Below are 18,887 nucleotides of genomic sequence, written 5' to 3' on the forward strand. Positions count from 1 at the left end.
TCTATTTCCAGAACTTGGATCATTTAACAATTCTTTCATACAACATTAACTATTTCTTGAAGTACTTTGGGGCTTTTTTGCGGACTTGTATATAAACAGTGGGCATAAAAAGTGAAAAGAAGAATTTTTGAATTGTTAATGGATAGGTACCGCCAGAATAAGGCTAGTACAAGTGAACGCAGACTGATTGATCATTGGTATGCTGGACTGGACAAAGAAGAAGTGCCTGATGATAACGTTGACGAAAATCAGTTATGGGGAAGAATTCAACAACAGATTGGAAATACGTCCACGAAGAGCGTGCCCGTCCGAAAGATGCTGTATTGGTCTGGAGCGGTGGCGGCATGTTTATTACTCTGTTTGAGTGCGTTGTTTTGGAAAACAGCTGATCAAGCAGTTTCTCGCAAAGAAGCTTTACTTCAGCCAGGATATCGGATTTTTGAAACGGGCGTTGCGCAACGTAAAAAAGTTCAGCTTGCCGACGGGTCAACGGTGATTTTAAACGCACGTTCGAAGTTAAAATTGGATACAGTTTCTTTCGGTAGAAAGGATCGTGTGGTGGAACTCCTTGTTGGGGAAGCTTTTTTTGATGTTAGGAAAGATTCTACTAAAGCTTTTATTGTCAAAGCTCAACAAATACAAACTACTGTTTTAGGAACTTCCTTTACGGTGAAGAATTACCTCGAACTTGATGATATTTCGGTGTCCGTATTTACTGGAAAAGTGCAGGTCACTGCCAATAACAATCCGCTGGGTGTGCTGACCCGCGGCGAACAGATCCGTCATACCAAAAATAACCACAATAGCAATCAGGAGACTTTTGATCTGACGACACGTAATAGCTGGATTGAGGGAAGAGTTTATCTTAAGCAAAGCAGTTTTGCAGAATTGGCACTAGCGGTCAAAAATATCTATGATGTGGATATAAAAACTGACGATCAGCGGATTGTCAAACAACGGTATAGTATGCCAATATCAAAGCAGCTGTCCTGGACGGCAACCTTGGAAAGTATCAAAGCAATTCATCACAACAAATCAAGGAAGGAGGGCAGGATAGTGCATATTTACTAATTCGAGGATAAAAAAGAGAGCTGACGACGGCCATCGTCAACTCTGCATCTCGTACCATTTGGAGATGGTATAAATAACATATACAACAACTTAAGAGATATTATATACGCATACAAATTTATGAAATTTAACCAATACGTTACGCAAAACGATATTAAGTTTATGATAAGGACATCGTTGGTAGGTTTACTTCTTTCGATCGTGTCGGCCGAAATGCTCTTAGCTTCGGGCGCATACGGGCAGTTACTCAATAAAAAGATTACAGTTTCTTTTAGTGAATCCAATATTCCGGCGGCTTTCGAACGTTTGGAATCCCAAAATATACATATCGCTTTCGATGCAGCGAAATATAATCTGGCAAAGAAAAAGGTAAATGCCAAAATTTTTAAAAGTAATAGTGTTCGCGATGTCATGCGTTATCTGCTTAGGGAGACTGACCTGATGGCTCATGACAACGGTGTCTATATTACATTAGTCAAAAAACCGGTACAGCAGCATGGGTACATTTCAGGTAAAGTTATTGATGATCGCGGTCAGCCTTTGGCTAATGCCAGCATCAAACTGATCGGAACCAATAAATCAACACAGAGCGGTATCGATGGGAGCTATCTTTTGAATGCTGAACCGGGAACCTACGTACTGGAAGTCAGTTACCTCTCTTACCAGACCCAACGTATTGAAGGGGTTAGGATACAGGCCGGACAACGGACAGGGTTAAACATTGCCATGAAGATGCAGGTAAGCGCGTTGGAAACGGCAGTTGTCAGTGTATCCTTTAAAAAAGCTTCTGTAGCGGGATTGTATGCGGTACAAAAGAATGCTGCTTCGGTGACCGACGGTATTTCGGCTGAACAGATCGCCCGTACACCGGACAATGATATGGGGCAGGTTTTAAAACGCGTAACAGGATTGACAACGGTTAATAATAGAAATGTAATTGTTAGAGGAATGTCGGATCGCTATAATCAAGCGATGCTCGACGGTGTGGTGATTCCCAGCACGTCGCAGAATAGACGGGATTTTTCGTTTGATATTATTCCGACTGAGATGGTAAGTTCTGTGGTCGTTAATAAAACAGCAACACCGGACGTGTCGGCAGAATTCTCCGGTGGACAGGTTTCGGTGAATACATTAGACATTCCAGATCAGAATTTTACCACAATTCAATACGGATTAGGTGGGAATTCCCGTACAACAGGCAAAGACTTTTATCGGCTGGGGGAGCGGCATACGAGTGAATATTTGGGTTTCTTTAACAAATCGTCCAAGATGCCCGATGGAATAAAAACTTGGCAGTGGAATAGTCGGGCGATACAATTGGATGCGCCTCCCGGTTATATTTTGACTGATCCTGAATTGAACAACACTCCTTTAAATCTAACGGAGTTTGGCGATGCCGTGAAGTATAACGATTTGGATGCTATCGCACAGTCCAAGCGTTTTAATAATGATGCATTGCGACAATATAAGTATAAAGCATACCCCAATCAGAATATGCGTTTTTCGCTTGGACGGGTTTATGAATTAAATAATGGACAGCGATTGGGGTTTGTGGCATCCACAAATTTTAGAAACGAACAAAATATCATTGCATTTAATAATGTACGTAATTCGGTAAGTATCAATAATTATATTGATAGTGTAGGTCTCGGTGACAATGGAGCCGGAACATCCTATCGCTTCAATAGCAGCGCCGGATTAATGGCCAATATGGGCTGGCAGGGACAAGCTTTTAAAGTTTCCTTAAAGAACATGTATGCGCGTACGTACAGTGATATTTATAATGAATCTATTCAAAAGCCCTATAGTGATTCTAATCCTGAAGTAAGCAAACTGAATTATCAATTGCCTGAAGCGATGTCTTTGCAGCAACACCAATTGGTTGGAGAGTATCAACTGCCGTGGGAGATAAAAGCTGAAGGAATGTTTACGGTCAACAAAATTAAACAGCAAATTTTAGATGAACGAAAGCTTTCCTATAGGGTCACTGCCATGATAGATAGTATTCCTTATTTTCAAACCCCGGGGTTATTAACTCATCGTAGTTCATCTGTGGCGGGGGTTTTCAGGGACTCGCGAAGATGGACAAATATTGATGAAACAGATTATAATTGGAGCGCTGCATTTTCGCGAAAATTCGGCAAAAATGCAGCTGTTCCAACGTTGGTGAAATTAGGCTATCAGGCCTGGTTGAAGAAGAGAGCGTTGGATTTATTCAATTTCGTCCCTTGGACGAGAGCATGGGCAGAAGGTACTACGAATCAGTTGCCTCCAGAGATAGAAATTCCTTATGACCAGTTATTCAGCGCCGATAATATCGGCAACGGAAATGGGCAGGCCTATTACTACGCAGATGCATTGGGCGGTCGATATTATGATGGTAAAATGTCTTCACAGGCAGTGTATCTGATGGCAGATCAAATGTTATGGCATAAATTGCGTTTGGTGTATGGCGTGCGTTCAGAATATTTTAATTTAAACTCTAAGCAGGAAGAATTATATAGGAGGACTTATCAGGATGAACCAGATCCCAATGATGTTCAAAGACATCGTTTTGGTGTAAAAGAAAATAACTGGCGGTTTTTGCCCTCTATTAACGCCACCTATAAGGTGACATCCGATTTCAATATTCGAAGTAGCTACTCAAGGACGGTAGTTAGACCAGATTTTAGAGAAGTTGGCATGTTTGCCATGTATGATTATGAGTTAGACGGTTACGTTTATGGAGAGCAAGTTAAATCCACGTTAATCGATAATGTAGACCTTCGATTTGAATGGTACCCCTTACCAGGTGAAATCATTTCTATAACGGGATACTATAAATACTTGGATAAGCCCATAGAACTTGTTCATAGTGGGGGGAACACGTATACTTTTGCTAACATGGAAAATGCGAAAAATCTTGGACTTGAAATGGAAATCAGGAAGAATTTAACATTTCTGTCGGAAAAGGAGTGGTTTAAAAACTTATTTGTCTACGCTAATGGAACACTACTCAAATCGAAAGTCAATGTCTTAAGTCATTGGGAATGGGTTAATAACCCTGAAACCCAAGTTGCCGAGCGCGTTCAACAGCGCTATCCCAATCAAGATAGACCACTGATTGGGCAGTCACCTTGGTTATTGAATCTAGGCGTAGGATATTGGGGTGAATTTTTCGGGGTAACAGCAAGCTATAATCATCGAGGTTATCGAACAAACATAGCGAATGTTAATATGAATAATGTTGAATATGAGTTGGCGCCAAAACAATTGGATGCACAACTTTATACACGTTTTCTAAAGGGCAAGATGGAAGTGAAATTTAATATGGCCAACCTATTGGATGAATGGACGCGGTATTATATGAATATTCAAGATTATGAACAAGATGATACAAAGTTCTATGTATTGAAAAAAGGTAAATCTATACGATATGATAAAAACGAAGGAGATATTATTACTTATCGTAGAAGAGAGGGACAAAGGTTTAATCTTTCATTTAGCTACAATTTTTAAATAGAAAAATTTCTGCGCGAGGCAGTTTCATATCACTCCTCAATACTGTACATAAGTTCCGGGTTTGTCCAAGTCGCACAACAGGAGATAAAATAGAAAAATACAGAAAAAGGGTGATTGAAAGCAACTATGCAACCTTATGAAATGCTATCCCACAGGGATGCATAGTCTAAAAAATGATCTTGTGATGGCAAAACTAGTAATTATTTAACACAAAATGAAAAAAATCTTAACAGTAGCGAGCGTATGCGCAATCGCATTGGCTTCTTGTAACAAAGACAACGTAGGACCTAATTCAGATTTGAATGCTGGTTTGCCAAACAAACCTCAGGCAACGATCCCAACTGATGCTGCCGGTATTATTACTAAAACTACGCTTTCTGCAGATACCGTATGGAAAATTGACGGAGTTGCTTTTGTAAAACCCGGTGCGACATTGACGATTCAAGCTGGTACTTATATTACTTCTGGTTTAACTAAAGCATATAATGACCAAATCACCGGAATAACACAAAATATCAAAGGCGTTTTGGTTGTTCCTAAAACAGCGAAATTGATCGCTAACGGTACTGCGTCCGCACCAATCGTATTCACTTCTCCAAATGCGGCAGGATCTCGTAACCCTGGTGATTTCGGAGGGGTCGTATTGCTGGGTAGCGCAACTACCAATCAAGCTGCCACACGGAGAATCGAAGGAATTCCTCAACCTGTGGGTGTAGATGTTACTTATGGTGGTACAAATGCTGCGGATAATTCAGGTTCATTGAAATATGTGCGTATTGAATTTGCTGGTTATAACTTAACTGCTGATAATGAGATTAACGGACTAACCTTGGGCGGTGTGGGTACTGGTACTACCTTGGAAAATATTCAGGTATCTTGGGGTAAAGATGATGCGTTTGAGTTTTTTGGGGGTACTGTAAATGCGAAGTACCTGGTAGCCTTGTCGAATGACGATGATGACTTTGATTTCGATCATGGATACACCGGAACAATTCAGTATGCCTTATCATTAAAGGATCCTAATTCAACCAATAGCACATCAAGTGGTAGCTCGGATTCAAACGGTTTGGAGTCGGATAACGAAGGTACAGCGCCATATTCAGCGACACCTAAGACTCGCCCAGTATTGAAAAATTTTACATTCTTGGGAATTAAGGATGCTACTGTAGCTGCTACAAAACTGAAATTTGGTAACCGTTGGAGAAGAGCTTCACAGTACGATATTCAAAATTCGATTATCGCTGGTTATGGAACAGGTGCTGCATTTCAGGATGGTGCAACAGGTACTTTTACAGGGAATGTTGTACATGCTTATACTGCGGCATTCAGTGGTGCTACACCAACAGGAAACCAAACAAATGTGTCAACAGATGCAACGACATATTTGAATTTAGCAGGAGCTGGAAATATTTTTTATCCAACAACATCTACATTTAATCCTGCTTTTTTAAGACCATTGTCAACTTCTCCTGCATATGGTGATGGAAGTACTACTTATAAAGGTGCATTCCATCCGACAACTGCTCCTTGGACTGCGAACTGGACTCAATTTGCTCCAAAAACTTATTAATATTGATTATTTAATTGAGTGAGCCATACAATGGCTCACTTCTTTATCCTTTATATATGATTAAAAATTTATTTTGCTGTTTGATAGCTCTTTGGATTGGATCGCTATTGCCTTCCTGTCAAAAAGGTGAACTTATTGTAGAAACTGAAGAACTGGCCCGGATTGCTTTTAGATCCTATAGCACGACGTCAGTGGATGTAAAAAGAGTAACGATAGATGGAAAAGTTGCTAATCCAAGCGATGCTAATTTTATTTTTATCCGAAATAAAGATGCCGATTCTTCATCGGTCGTTGCATATAATAACAATGATCAGGTCATCCTAGAGCAACGGCTTCCTCTCAAATCGGGATTGAATACCTTTGGTGTACATAGTAAAAGTCCCATTGATCCGTCACTCGTTGTCGGGCCAAATCCATTAGGAGATGATGTCGAATCGATTCCGGGTGTGAGACAAGTAAAGATCTTAAATTATAATAAAACAATTTCACCTAATGGTGAGCCAATTCGATTGGCAGTTTATCAAGGTAAGCCTGTCTATGATGAAAGTTGGGGAATGGATATGGTTAAGTATGACGAAAATCCAATCCTGATTACCGACTTGATATCAGATAAAATTCCCGAAGAATTTATCAAAATACCGATTGACGCTACTTTTGTGCCAAAGGCGCAAGTATTGGATAAGGATTTAAAACCGATCCTTATAGATGGACAAAAAGTCTTTTTGTTTTTTAATTTTTCGGTAGACATTGGTATTGTGTATCTCGTTCAAAAAGAACCCGATGCATTTTTTGATGTTGATGCATTCTCAGAAATTGGAGGTATAGGCTATGGTTTGGATAATATCTGGTTACAGAAATAAAACTCATTACAAAACAAACACAGACACCCATCAATACTTCCATAAATGGTAAGCCATTAATTCAAAAGAAGAGTCACTATGAAAGGCATCAATGCTATAAAACATCGTAATTTATTTGCTGTCTCCCTGAAAATTCAGGGAGGTGTAGATCAGTCCATTGACGCCGCTGCGCCGCTCGCCTTACGGAATGAAATGGCGGAGCTGAATGAACTTTATCGGCAATATTTGGAACTGTTGCAGCAGCTGAAAGGCATCGTGCAGGAATATGAATCGAAGGAACGGACCATTCGTTCGAAAATCTTGTCTCCTTCTCTTCGCAAATTAGCCAAAAATGGGCAAACAGGGGCTGATCTTCGGATGGTGATTAATTCGTTAAACTCCTGTGCGCATTGATGAAACTATTTTTTTGACTTATCCTGTATACTTACTTCAATAGGTATTGTCTGATAGCTGCTGCCTATATATTTTGGACTTAAGGCATTCATTTTTTCATATGTAAGAGCAGTGCTTTTGGTGCGCGCGCTTTTAGTATTGATTATTTTCAAGGCTTCCTGTATTAACGGATCTCTACGGTCACCTATTGGAGTTAAAGGTAAATAGGCAAACTCATCCGTCACCTTCTGCGGAGTAATTCCATTGCCATAATCTCCTTGCCCTATAGTATTGTAGATTTTATAGATCATAGGGATCAAATGCCATGAACGCTCATTACCGTGGATCTCTTCGGGAGTGGAAATGGTTGTTGAAGCCATATCTTTACCATAGGTTCTGGCACCAACCTGAACAATTTTTAGGTATGGATTTAATCCATTAATCATCATTTCGGATGCGGAAGCCGTGTTCGGTCCGGTCAGGATAAAGATTCTTTTTAGTTGTAAACCTTGTTTTAGTACTTCGCTAGCGATAAAGGAATAGCCATCTGGCTGTCTCTGTAGCGTTGCTTCAAACGTTTCTTCAATAGGTTTAAGATTTTTGTTTCCTCGATATTTGGCAAAAATATCGTTTTCTTTAATATCCGCCATTAATAATGCGCAGAATGCGGCAAAGGCGACTTGACCACCTGGATTATATCGAAGATCGACAATCAATTCCGTTACATGTTTTGATTTGAAATCTTTTATTACTTCTAATAAGGAATAGGCTCCGCTGAAATCAAATTGGCTTATAAAAATGTAACCGACGTTGGGAGAAGATGAAATGACTTTTGATGTATAGACAACCGGCTGTGAGATGTACGACGATGGAAGGTTGAATACTTTACCGTCGAGTCGTTTTACTTGGATCGTTGGTAAACGTAATGATTTGTTTAATAGTGATTGGAAGTTCATCTGATCCATTAATGTCGAATTCATATGGGTTAGACTGTCTCCTCTTTGAAGTCCTGCTAAGTCTGCCTCACTAAAAGGAACTACTTGGGTTACTAATTGAATAGATCCCGACTGATTGTGTAATTGAACCATATCGAAGCCAAAAGTATTTGTTAGCGTATTTCCATAGGTATCACTATTTAGGGTTTGTAAGATGGTTGAAAAATGATCTTCAGGGTATAAGATGCTTTTGAAAAACAAATCCGGCTTTTGTTGGTAGCCCTCAGTTGATCCAATTTTATCGTTCCAGTAGTAATAGTGCTTCATCTGGTCCAATGTCCATCGGTTAATGGTTGCATTTGAGCCTAGTTCGTTAAGTGGAGGATCTTTCTCGCATGAGAACAGAAACGATGAAAAAAAAGCTAAAACAATAATTTTTGATTTACGCATTTTTAAAATTTTACTAAAATAAAAATAGGTATTATGTTGGTGATACTTGTGTTATCTTTTTGTTGTTCAAATGTTTAATTGCTTTAAATAGGGGGGCTTTTATAGCTTATACCGTGTCAAAGAATGAGAATTTTATACAGGGTAGAATTAAAAAAGGCATCACGGTGAAGTGATGCCTTTGGTTTATTATAGATCGAAGAATATCGATTAATAAAGCGTGAACTCTACGCGACGGTTTTGTTGACGACCATCAGCGGTTTTGTTTGATGCGATAGGTTGGTCAGGACCATATCCCGTAGCTTCAATACGTGATGCATTAGCACCTTGTGATACAAGATACGCTTTCACCGATTCAGCGCGTTCTTTTGATAAACGCATGTTCAATTCACGAGAACCTGTATTATCGGTGTGTCCAGCTAGTTTTAAGCTGAAGTTTTTCTCGATTAACAGTTCGGCTACTTTATTCAACGTCGCGTAAGATGTAGAACGTATTGTTGCTTTTCCTAAATCGAATTCCAAGTTTTTAATGGCATCTGCAACGACTTTTCGGTCAGCTTCTGTCACAACAACCTTTTCAACCACTCTAGTTTCGTTTTTCACAACGATTGGACAACCTGCACCGTCTACTTGTACACCTGAAGGTGTGCCTGGGCATTTGTCATACTTGTTCGCTACACCATCGCCATCATCATCTTTCAAGTCACTGTTTAGACCATCCAATTGATTTTGTAGCGCTTGGTTTTTAGCATTTAAAGCATCATTTTGCGCCTTAAGATCATCATATTTTACCGTATAGTCATTCACTAAAGTAGCGACAGGGTTTGAATTGTTCAATGCAGGTTTGCTGCTGCTGCCCAATGCAAACTCTAAGCCACCATGAATGTAAGTAAATAGATCGTTTTTATATTGGCCGCCTCGAATACCATCGAAGTTTTGGTTAACCCAGTTTAATTGGTATCCAAGCTCAAAGTTGATTCCTTTGGCAACAGCAAATTTAAGTCCCATATCCAATGGTACATATATCTTAGAAATACCGTCAGCTTCTTGAGAAGTAGAACCTGTCGTCAACGTTGTTTTGCTATTCATGACACCAACACCAATTGACGCATAAGGTTTGATAAAACTGTTAAAGAATCTCCAATTGGTATTCGCCGCTTGGAACTCCCCAGACAATGCAGCTGACCAAGGTGTTTTCGCTTCAAAAGATTGTGTACCATCTTTAAATGCGCCACCTGTTTTACCGCCAAAGTAGCTCGCTTTAATGCCAAAAGAAGGAGAGATTTGTTTCTTGATATAGGCACTGTAACCCAGGTTCCAAGCCAAATCCTCATAATCTGCACGGTTAAAACCAGCAATATTAGTTTGGTTAGTCACCCCCGCACCGATTCCGATGGACCATGTTCTGTATTGTGTAACAGGGCCAAATGGTGTAGTTCCTTCAATGGATGATACCTTCGCATTTTGAGCAATTGCAGAATTTGCAAATAAACCCGCAGATGCTAAAGCAAGTGCTAATTGTAATTTTAGTTTCATATAATTTGTGTTTGTATAAACCGATGCAAAAGTAATAAGTTAAAAATTAAATTCACTATAGGTTTGTAGTTGAAATATGACAATTGATAAATAAAAAGGTGTTTTTGTTTAAAAACACCTTTTCGATAGTGTAATTTATTAGTTATTAATAAAGTGTAAATTCAACGCGACGATTTTGTTGACGACCAGCTGCATTTTTATTGGATGCAATTGGTTGGTCTGGACCATATCCAGTTGCCTCAATACGCGACGCGTTAGCACCCTGAGATACCAAATATGCTTTTACTGACTCTGCACGCTCTTTTGATAGACGCATATTTAATTCACGTGAGCCTGTATTGTCGGTGTGACCTGCAAGTTTCAAACTGAAATTCTTCTCAATCAATAATGCAGCAACTTTATTCAATGTTGCAAACGAAGTAGAGCGAATAGTTGCTTTACCTAAATCGAATTCCAGGTTCTTAATTGCTTCAGCAACAACTTTTCTGTCTGCTTCAGTAACCACGACTTTTTCTACGACTTTGGTCTCGTTTTTCACAACAATTGGACATCCTGATCCATCAACCTGAACACCTGAAGGGGTGCCCGGGCATTTATCATATTTGTTGGCAACACCGTCGCCGTCATCATCTTTTAGATCATTGTTTAAGCCATCCAATTGACCTTGCAACGCTTGATTTTTAGCATTCAATGCATCGTTTTGAGCTTTCAAATCATCGTATTTAACCGTGTAATCATTCACAAGGGTTGCGACAGGATTTGAATTATTCAAAGCAGGTTTGCTACTGTTGCCCAATGCAAACTCTAGCCCGGCATGCGCGTAGGTGAATAAGTCATTTTTATATTGTTGTGGTGGTGTTGTATTGTAGCGATTGTCAAATCGTTGGTTAGCCCAATTCAATTGGTATCCCAATTCAAAATTGATACCTTTGGCAACAGCGAATTTTAAACCAAAATCTGCTGGCACAAAGATTTTAGAATAAGAATCTCCGTATTCGCCTCTGTTTCCTCCAGCGATTGCTGCAGTTTCAGCATTCATTACCCCGACACCAATCGATGCATAAGGCTTAATAAAACTATTGAAGAATCTCCAGTTGGTATTAGCTGCCAGGAACTCACCCGATAGCGCAACAGACCATGGTGTTTTGGTTTCAAAGCCAGTTTGCTTGTCACCGTTATCATATCCAGCTGTCTTTCCACCAAAATATGTAGCCTTCAATCCGAAAGATGGCGAGATTTGTTTCTTGATATAAGCACTATATCCTAAATTCCAATCCAGTTTATCATAACCACCATTGTTAAACTTAGCGATATTCTGCAAGCTTGTTACACCGGCTCCTACACCGATAGACCAAGTTCTATATTGTGTTGCCGAGCCTAACGGAGTTGTGCCTTCGATTGATGCTTCTTTTGTGCTTTGTGCAAAGGATGCGGTTGATAGAATTCCTGCCGCAACAAGTAATCCTGATTTTTTAAGGCTAATTTTCATAATGCGTGTTTGTAAAATTATCTACTATAATACTGTTGTTAAATTAACTCACTGAACACTCTTGCAATAAATTTGCCAAAAATTATTTGGTTACTCTACACGTCCAAAAAAGTTTGGCACCTCAATTTCAAAAGCCAGATGCTTAACAATATTTTCAGTAAAAATGTTTTGGAAAAAAGTTTTCCTGCTTTTTGTGATCAAAATAACATCGACATCTTCATCCCGGATAATGGTATGAATACCGTTTGCAATATTCTCTCGGGAACCCGCAAAATAACTTGGCGACTTGATAATATAGGAAATATCCTCGATACCGGTTTCAGCAATGATCTGTTCAATCCAATTTTCAAGTTTTTTACCTAATATGTTGATTTCTAGTTCGTTTTTATTGATATGGATAAGCTGTAAGTGGAAGTTTTTTCCGTACAATGGTATGGCTTGTTTGAGGACCTCAAGTTCACCGGGTTTGAAATTTGTCAATAACGCAATGTTATCATTTTTCAATTTTATCGCGTTTTTCGGGATGGCTAAAACAGGGATCTTCGACTCTTTAATGACATCATATGTATTGCTTCCAATCAATACAGATTCAAGTCCAGTCACGCCTTTTGTACCCATAATCACCGTTTGATAGACATCTTTTATCTCTTGTTTATCCAGTGTTTCCGCTAAAATACCGTTAGCAAATAAGGTAGAAATTTTAAGCGAAGGATATTCCTGTAGAAGTTCAGCTACAAGTTTTTCCATCTGATGGCGGGCTTCTCCCTCGGTAGGGTCTACTAAATGCTTCGCATTTGCAAATTTGTTGATATGTGAAGTGAACGAATGAAAGAGTGTAATCTCATCGTTTGTTGTCACTGCGATTTGAGCGGCATAAAATGCGGCAACTCGTGCGTTTTCGGAATAATCTACAGGTATTAATAGTTTAGACATGGCTATAAGGTTATGCTTTAGTGAAAAATATTGGAACTAACGGATGACTAAATAGTGCTTTTGCAACTGAACGCGTGAAGACACGTTCAAAGAACGATTTTCTCGATCGTGTCACCAATAATATTTTGATCTTTTCCTCATGGATCATCTCATTAATGACTTCCGGAACGGTATCGAGGTCCTCAATATCACCCTGTATTGAATCGACTTCGATAGCAATATTGGTCACACCGATATATTTTTTGATCTTATATTTCCATACTTCAAGCTTGTCTTCGATTCTGTTTTCTGAGGAATGATCGTAGTGAACATGCATCAATTTTAATTCAAAATCCTTGCCGATAATGTTGACAAAATCCTGTACGGTTTGTACCTCTTCTTCTTTAAAATTAGACAGTAAGCCAACTTTGTCAATAGGAGTAAAGGATGCTTCAGTTGGAATGGCCAAGACAGGTATTTTGGCTTTTTTGCTAATAACATAGGTTGTGCTGCCAATTAGCTGGCTGTCGTCATTGGTGATGCCTTTAGTTCCCATGATGACAAAATCAAATCGATTAGGAGTGGCGAGCTCGGGTAGTGTTTCTGTAATCATACCGCGCTCACATTGTGTTGTTATTTCAAGCGTAGGATGTTTTAATTTTATTGATTCTGCCAGATTTTTAATAAGGATATCAGCTTTGAATGTTGGAGAATCAGCCTCATTACGGCTGTTTTCCTCCTCAAATACTGCAGAAGCTGAAGTATAATTGTGGTAAAGATGAAGTGAATACCCCTTTTCGAGGGCAAGGTCCACTGCGTAATCTACAGCATTATTAGAATGAGCCGAAAAATCTACCGGTAGTAGAATGTTTTTTTTCATTAGAAGGAATTTAATCTACAAAATCTAATCTTATTTATTTTGCCTTTAGGGAATGTGCGCGAAAGTGTACTAGATTCCCTATTTTACTATCAAATGTAATAAAACAAATGTAATTGTGGATGACCTTAAGTCAAATAGTTTTTGTTGTTTTACATGTTGAATTTGACGAGCTTTAGACAAATATGAATAACGAATAACGCTTTTAAAATGTTGTATTTAATGTCAGTTTGTGATTTTTGTCACCTATAAAATACCTGTGCTCTAACTGTCTGTATGTTATCTCCTGATTTTTTTGTTTGAAAAGTCAATATTGGAGTTTTTCTCGTTTAGAGAAAACGGTCGTTTCAAGGTCAATATATGGAATTCTACATTGCATAACCTACCAATTTTGAGTAAGTTTGCACATATTTTTAGATAATTAAATGACAAGTAGAGAAATTCGTCAAGCCTTTTTGGACTTTTTTAAAAGCAAAGGGCATCAGATAGTACCTTCAGCACCAGTAGTTGTAAAAAATGACCCTACATTAATGTTTACCAATGCGGGGATGAATCAATTCAAAGATTTGTTTCTTGGTGAAGCACCCATCAAATTTCCGCGTGTTGCCGATACACAACGCTGTTTGCGCGTTTCCGGCAAACACAATGATTTGGAAGAAGTAGGGATTGATACCTACCACCATACATTGTTTGAGATGTTAGGAAATTGGAGCTTTGGTGATTACTTTAAGAAAGAAGCTATTGCTTGGGCCTGGGAGCTGTTGACAGAAGTATATAAGTTAGACAAAGATCGTTTATATGTAACCATTTTCGAAGGGGATGCAAAAGAAGGTTTAGAACGTGATATGGAAGCTTTCGATTTCTGGAAGGAATGGATTGACGAAGATAGAATTCTCCTTGGTAACAAAAAAGATAATTTCTGGGAAATGGGAGAGACTGGGCCTTGTGGGCCTTGTTCCGAAATTCATTTCGATATGCGCAGTGCAGAAGAGCGTACACAAACTTCAGGACAGAGTTTGGTCAATGCCGACCACCCTCAGGTAATTGAGATCTGGAATCTTGTTTTTATGCAGTTTAATCGCTTGAAAGATGGTTCACTTCAGTCGCTCCCAGCTAAACATGTTGATACGGGAATGGGCTTTGAGCGTCTGGTGCGATGCATCCAGGGAAAGACATCTAATTATGATACGGATGTATTTACACCTACCATTGATTTTATTTCTGGGAAATCAGGCATAAAATACGGTATAGATGAAAAGTCTGATATTGCTATGCGTGTAGTGTCTGATCACATTCGTGCGGTTAGTTTTGCAATTGCCGATGGTCAATTGCCATCTAACAATAAAGCTGGTTATGTGATCCGTCGTATTTTACGTCGCGCGGTGCGTTATGCTTATACATTTTTAGGTTTTAAGACTCCTTTTATTAATGAACTCGTCCCTGTCTTGGCATCACAGTTTGCCGGTGTATTCGACGAACTGATTCAACAGCAGGATTTTGTACAGAAGGTAATCTTAGAGGAAGAAGTTTCTTTCCTAAGAACATTGTCTACGGGGGTCCAACGATTTGAAAATTATGTAGAGGACCACAGCGTAATTAATGGAGATTTTGCTTTCGAGCTTTATGATACTTACGGATTTCCGATCGACTTAACTGAATTATTGGCCCGGGAGAAAGGGTTAACGGTTGATATGGAAGATTTCAACCAAGCACTTCAAATTCAAAAGGATCGTTCTCGTGCTGCCACTGCTATAGATACAGGTGATTGGGTTGTGGTAAATGATGATGAGGGATTTGAATTCGTAGGCTACGACACATTAACTGCCGTTACAGAGGTTATTAAATACCGTAAGGTTGTAGCAAAAAATAAAGAGCAATTCCAATTGGTGCTTTCTGTCAGTCCTTTTTATGCTGAGGGTGGTGGCCAGGTTGGTGACTCTGGAGAATTGGTTTCCGAGGAAACGGGCGAGAAGATTTATATCACAGATACAAAAAAGGAAAATGGTCTATTTGTACATTTTACAAACAAATTGCCATTAGAATTGAAAGGAACATTTGTTGCTCAGGTCGATAAATCCAAAAGAATCGATACTGAAAACAATCACTCGGCGACCCATTTATTACATGCTGCGCTAAAACAGGTGCTAGGAAGCCATGTGAATCAAAAGGGATCATTGGTCAACGCCGATATTTTACGCTTTGACATCTCTCATTTTGCGAAAATGACTGACGAAGAGATTAAACAAGTTGAAGATATTGTCAATGCTAAAATTCGTGAAAATATTCCGTTGAAAGAGGAACGTAATGTCCCTTATCAACAGGCATTAGATTCTGGTGTAACAGCACTATTTGGTGAAAAGTATGGCGATTTTGTTCGTGTGATCACCTTTGAAGATCAATATTCTAAAGAATTGTGTGGTGGTACGCATGTCAAAGCAACTGGTCAAATCGGGTTTTTCAAAATTGTTTCTGAATCTGCTGTTGCAGCCGGTGTACGTCGTATTGAAGCAATTACCGGAACTCGTTCAGCTTCGGTTATCCGTGAGCATTTCGAATTGGTTCATCACCTGAAAGAGCTTATGAATAATCCAAAGGATTTCGTTTCTGCATTAGGTAAAATCATCGACGAGAATGGCGCTTTGAAGAAAGAAGTCGAGAAAAGTATTACAGAAAAATCCTTGGCATTGAAGTCAGATCTGGAAGCGAAGATTCAACAAGTTGGATCTATAAACTTCTTGTCCACAATTGTTGATCTGCCCAATGCCGAAGCTGTGAAAACCTTGGCTTATGCGGTAAAGGGAGCTGTTAACAACTTGTTTTTGGTCATTGGTGCTGAGTTTGAAGGTAAACCGAGTTTGACCGTTGTCATATCAGATGAATTGGCCAAAGAAAAAGGGTTGAACGCAAGTCATATTGTTCGTGATTTGGCTAAGGATATCCAAGGCGGCGGAGGTGGTCAACCATTTTTCGCAACAGCTGGAGGTAAGAACCCTGCCGGATTAAAGGTTGCAATTGAGCGAGCAATAGATTTCTTGAAATAAATTTTATACAATACCAAGCCATCGGATTTATTCGGCGCCTTCCTTGGGAGATCCGAATAAATCGGATAGTTTTCACGATTCTTAAAGCTGTGACATGTAGCGTGAATCAAACAGAGCAAAGCCATTTGCGTAATTGGGAATAGGTACTTAACAAATAAAAATAAACGGATGAAAAAGGCAGTTTTTTTAGCAGTAGGGATCGTTGGTTTGATGATGGGTTGCCAAAATAAAGAGCAATTTACCATCGCTGGAAATGTCGAAAATCCTGGCAATATCAAAGTTATTTCATTGTATGAAGGTGATACCAAGCTAGATTCAATGTTTTTTGGCGATAATAACAAATTTCAGTTTGTACGACCTGCTAGCCAATCCAGACTGTTGTCCTTGCGTGTAGGTAAAAATCGGTACGATTTGATTGCTTCTCCGGGGGAGACGATCACATTTAAGACAGATCTTCATAAAGATGTAAATGATTATCAAGTGGATGGGTCTGAATTGTCAAAGACGATACAGCCTTTTGCCAAAGAGCGAAATTATCGCGATTATCTACAGGACTCCTTACAGACGGTGTTTTCTAAGCTGACAGCCAATTCAACAGCAGCTGAGATCGAAAAGATTCGTGCTGAATATAAATCAAAGTTTGCGGAGGAATTGCGTACATATACAAAAAAAGCCGTCGATTTCGCTAATAAACACAATGATCTTGCTGGTTTTTATGCGATCTCTACCTTAGATCCCGAAGTCGCCGAAAATGAAATCATTACCTATGCAGAGAAAATAAAAAATGAATTTACGGAGAACAGATATGTGACACAGTTTAAGGAGGAGACCCAAAAGCTAAAAAAAATGGCTATTGGACAACCTGCTTCCGAACTGACTTCATTTACGCCTTCCAACAAAGAGGTAAAATTGTCGAGTTTTAAAGGAAAATATACCTTGGTTGATTTCTGGGCTTCATGGTGTATGCCTTGTCGCCAGGAGAACCCCAATCTCGTTAGGTTGTACAATACTTACCACGCTAAAGGCTTTGATATACTCTCCGTTTCATTTGATGATAATCCTGGCTCATGGATGCGTGCTATCGAAGATGACAAGTTAACCTGGACACATGTATCAGATTTGAAAGCTTGGAGCTCACCAGTTGTGATTGATTACCGTGTGAAAGCCTTGCCTACCTCTTATATTCTCGATCCGAACGGCATTATTATAGCAAAGAACCTGCGCGGCGAGGAGCTGGAGGCATTTTTGAAGAAAACAATTAAATAATCAATCTGTTATTGTTAAATATTATATTACTTAATAATTTGGTAACATTAGATTAACTGATTGTTATCATTTTGTTTATAATTTAGCAAAAAAAATAAGACAAATGAGTTCTTCGAAACAAAAGATTTTAATTGTTGATGACGAAAAAGATATCTTGGATTTAATTGCATTCAACTTAAATCGTGAAGGTTATCAGGTCTCTACAGCGCAAAATGGGGAAGAGGCAATCAACGTTGCCAAACAAGTAAATCCGGACCTCATCATTTTGGATGTGATGATGCCAAAGATGGACGGAATTGAAGCTTGTCGCATCATGCGCGCAATGCCTGAATTCAAAAGTACATTTATGGTGTTTTTGACTGCTAGAAGCGAAGAGTATTCGGAGATCGCAGGATTTCATGTCGGTGCAGACGACTATATTGCAAAGCCGATCAAACCGCGTGCGCTAATGAGTCGCATCAATGCTATCTTAAGAAGAAATGCTTCCGAAGAGTCAGATGCTGCCGTTCAGGATAAAATTGAAATTGCCGATTTGGTTATTGATCGAGATTCTTTCTTAGTCTACAAAGGGGAACAAAAGATCGTTCTTGCAAAGAAAGAGTTTGAGCTATTATATTTGTTGGCTTCAAAACCGAATAAGGTGTTTACGCGTGAACAGATCTTAAAGAGCATCTGGGAAGATTCTGTTGTTGTGACTAACCGTACAATTGACGTTCACATCCGCAAGCTGCGTGAAAAGATAGGAGACGATTATGTAACCACTGTAAAAGGAGTGGGATACAAATTTGATAAAGAATAAAAAAAGAGGCTTTGGCCTCTTTTTTTATTGATTAACTTTCCGCAGTATAGATTCTATACGATTCGCCTTGCGCCAAATCTGGACAAATCTGGGGCAGATGTTTCCAATTTAACATAAGAGAAAGGAGCGGATTTAGTGAAGGAATTGCCATCGTTATAGGGAACTCTTTCTCGAGATGACTTGATATCACCGCAACAAATCTTTACTTTTG

13 protein-coding genes are annotated in these 18,887 nt (G+C 39.2%); 8 read left to right on the forward strand and 5 right to left on the reverse strand.

All coding sequences use genetic code 11. The features are described from left to right. Window positions 1-111 precede the first annotated feature (111 nt). The 5 genes from B3P16_RS03035 (at window position 112) to B3P16_RS03055 (ending at window position 7,395) form a co-directional block, all read left to right on the forward strand. Complete coding sequence (locus B3P16_RS03035; protein ID WP_286841350.1) at window positions 112-1,071, forward strand: FecR family protein; 960 nt, start codon at window positions 112-114, stop codon at window positions 1,069-1,071. Window positions 1,072-1,233: 162 nt separating this feature from the next. Then, complete coding sequence (locus B3P16_RS03040; RefSeq protein ID WP_286841352.1) at window positions 1,234-4,569, forward strand: TonB-dependent receptor; 3,336 nt, start codon at window positions 1,234-1,236, stop codon at window positions 4,567-4,569. 217 nt (window positions 4,570-4,786) lie between these two features. After that, window positions 4,787-6,142 (forward strand): hypothetical protein, encoded by a 1,356-nt coding sequence (locus B3P16_RS03045; RefSeq protein WP_286841354.1) that lies wholly within the window; start codon window positions 4,787-4,789, stop codon window positions 6,140-6,142. 56 nt (window positions 6,143-6,198) lie between these two features. After that, complete coding sequence (locus B3P16_RS03050) at window positions 6,199-7,002, forward strand: hypothetical protein (RefSeq protein ID WP_286841356.1); 804 nt, start codon at window positions 6,199-6,201, stop codon at window positions 7,000-7,002. Between the two features lie 78 nt (window positions 7,003-7,080). Then, window positions 7,081-7,395 carry a hypothetical protein gene (locus tag B3P16_RS03055; protein WP_286752883.1) on the forward strand — a complete coding sequence of 105 codons (315 nt, stop codon included), beginning with the start codon at window positions 7,081-7,083 and terminating at the stop codon, window positions 7,393-7,395. A 5-nt stretch (window positions 7,396-7,400) separates the two neighbouring features. Here B3P16_RS03055 and B3P16_RS03060 read toward each other — a convergent pair whose 3' ends face one another. The 5 genes from B3P16_RS03060 to B3P16_RS03080 form a co-directional block, all read right to left on the reverse strand. After that, on the reverse strand, window positions 7,401-8,759 hold the full coding sequence (locus B3P16_RS03060) for a S41 family peptidase (protein WP_286841358.1): 1,359 nt from the start codon (window positions 8,757-8,759) through the stop codon (window positions 7,401-7,403). Window positions 8,760-8,966: 207 nt separating this feature from the next. Continuing rightward, on the reverse strand, window positions 8,967-10,292 hold the full coding sequence (locus tag B3P16_RS03065; RefSeq protein WP_286841360.1) for an OmpA family protein: 1,326 nt from the start codon (window positions 10,290-10,292) through the stop codon (window positions 8,967-8,969). Window positions 10,293-10,437: 145 nt separating this feature from the next. After that, window positions 10,438-11,781 (reverse strand): OmpA family protein, encoded by a 1,344-nt coding sequence (locus B3P16_RS03070; RefSeq protein ID WP_286752880.1) that lies wholly within the window; start codon window positions 11,779-11,781, stop codon window positions 10,438-10,440. A gap of 90 nt (window positions 11,782-11,871) precedes the next feature. Next, window positions 11,872-12,714 carry a universal stress protein gene (locus tag B3P16_RS03075; RefSeq protein ID WP_286841363.1) on the reverse strand — a complete coding sequence of 281 codons (843 nt, stop codon included), beginning with the start codon at window positions 12,712-12,714 and terminating at the stop codon, window positions 11,872-11,874. A gap of 10 nt (window positions 12,715-12,724) precedes the next feature. Next, window positions 12,725-13,573: a universal stress protein gene (locus B3P16_RS03080; RefSeq protein WP_070567245.1), complete on the reverse strand. Its 849-nt coding sequence runs from the start codon at window positions 13,571-13,573 to the stop codon at window positions 12,725-12,727. A 422-nt stretch (window positions 13,574-13,995) separates the two neighbouring features. Here B3P16_RS03080 and alaS point away from each other — a divergent pair, with 422 nt between their 5' ends. The 3 genes from alaS (at window position 13,996) to B3P16_RS03095 (ending at window position 18,676) form a co-directional block, all read left to right on the forward strand. Next, window positions 13,996-16,611, forward strand: coding sequence for an alanine--tRNA ligase (gene alaS, locus B3P16_RS03085; protein WP_286841365.1), 2,616 nt, complete (start codon window positions 13,996-13,998; stop codon window positions 16,609-16,611). A gap of 168 nt (window positions 16,612-16,779) precedes the next feature. Then, a complete protein-coding gene (locus B3P16_RS03090; protein ID WP_286841367.1) occupies window positions 16,780-17,877 on the forward strand; it encodes a TlpA family protein disulfide reductase in 1,098 nt (365 codons plus the stop codon). A gap of 103 nt (window positions 17,878-17,980) precedes the next feature. Next, on the forward strand, window positions 17,981-18,676 hold the full coding sequence (locus tag B3P16_RS03095; protein ID WP_046672195.1) for a response regulator transcription factor: 696 nt from the start codon (window positions 17,981-17,983) through the stop codon (window positions 18,674-18,676). The last annotated feature ends 211 nt before the right edge of the window (window positions 18,677-18,887 follow it).

The organism is Sphingobacterium sp. UBA7631 (genome assembly GCF_002483935.1).
In the GTDB taxonomy this organism is placed as follows: domain Bacteria; phylum Bacteroidota; class Bacteroidia; order Sphingobacteriales; family Sphingobacteriaceae; genus Sphingobacterium; species Sphingobacterium multivorum.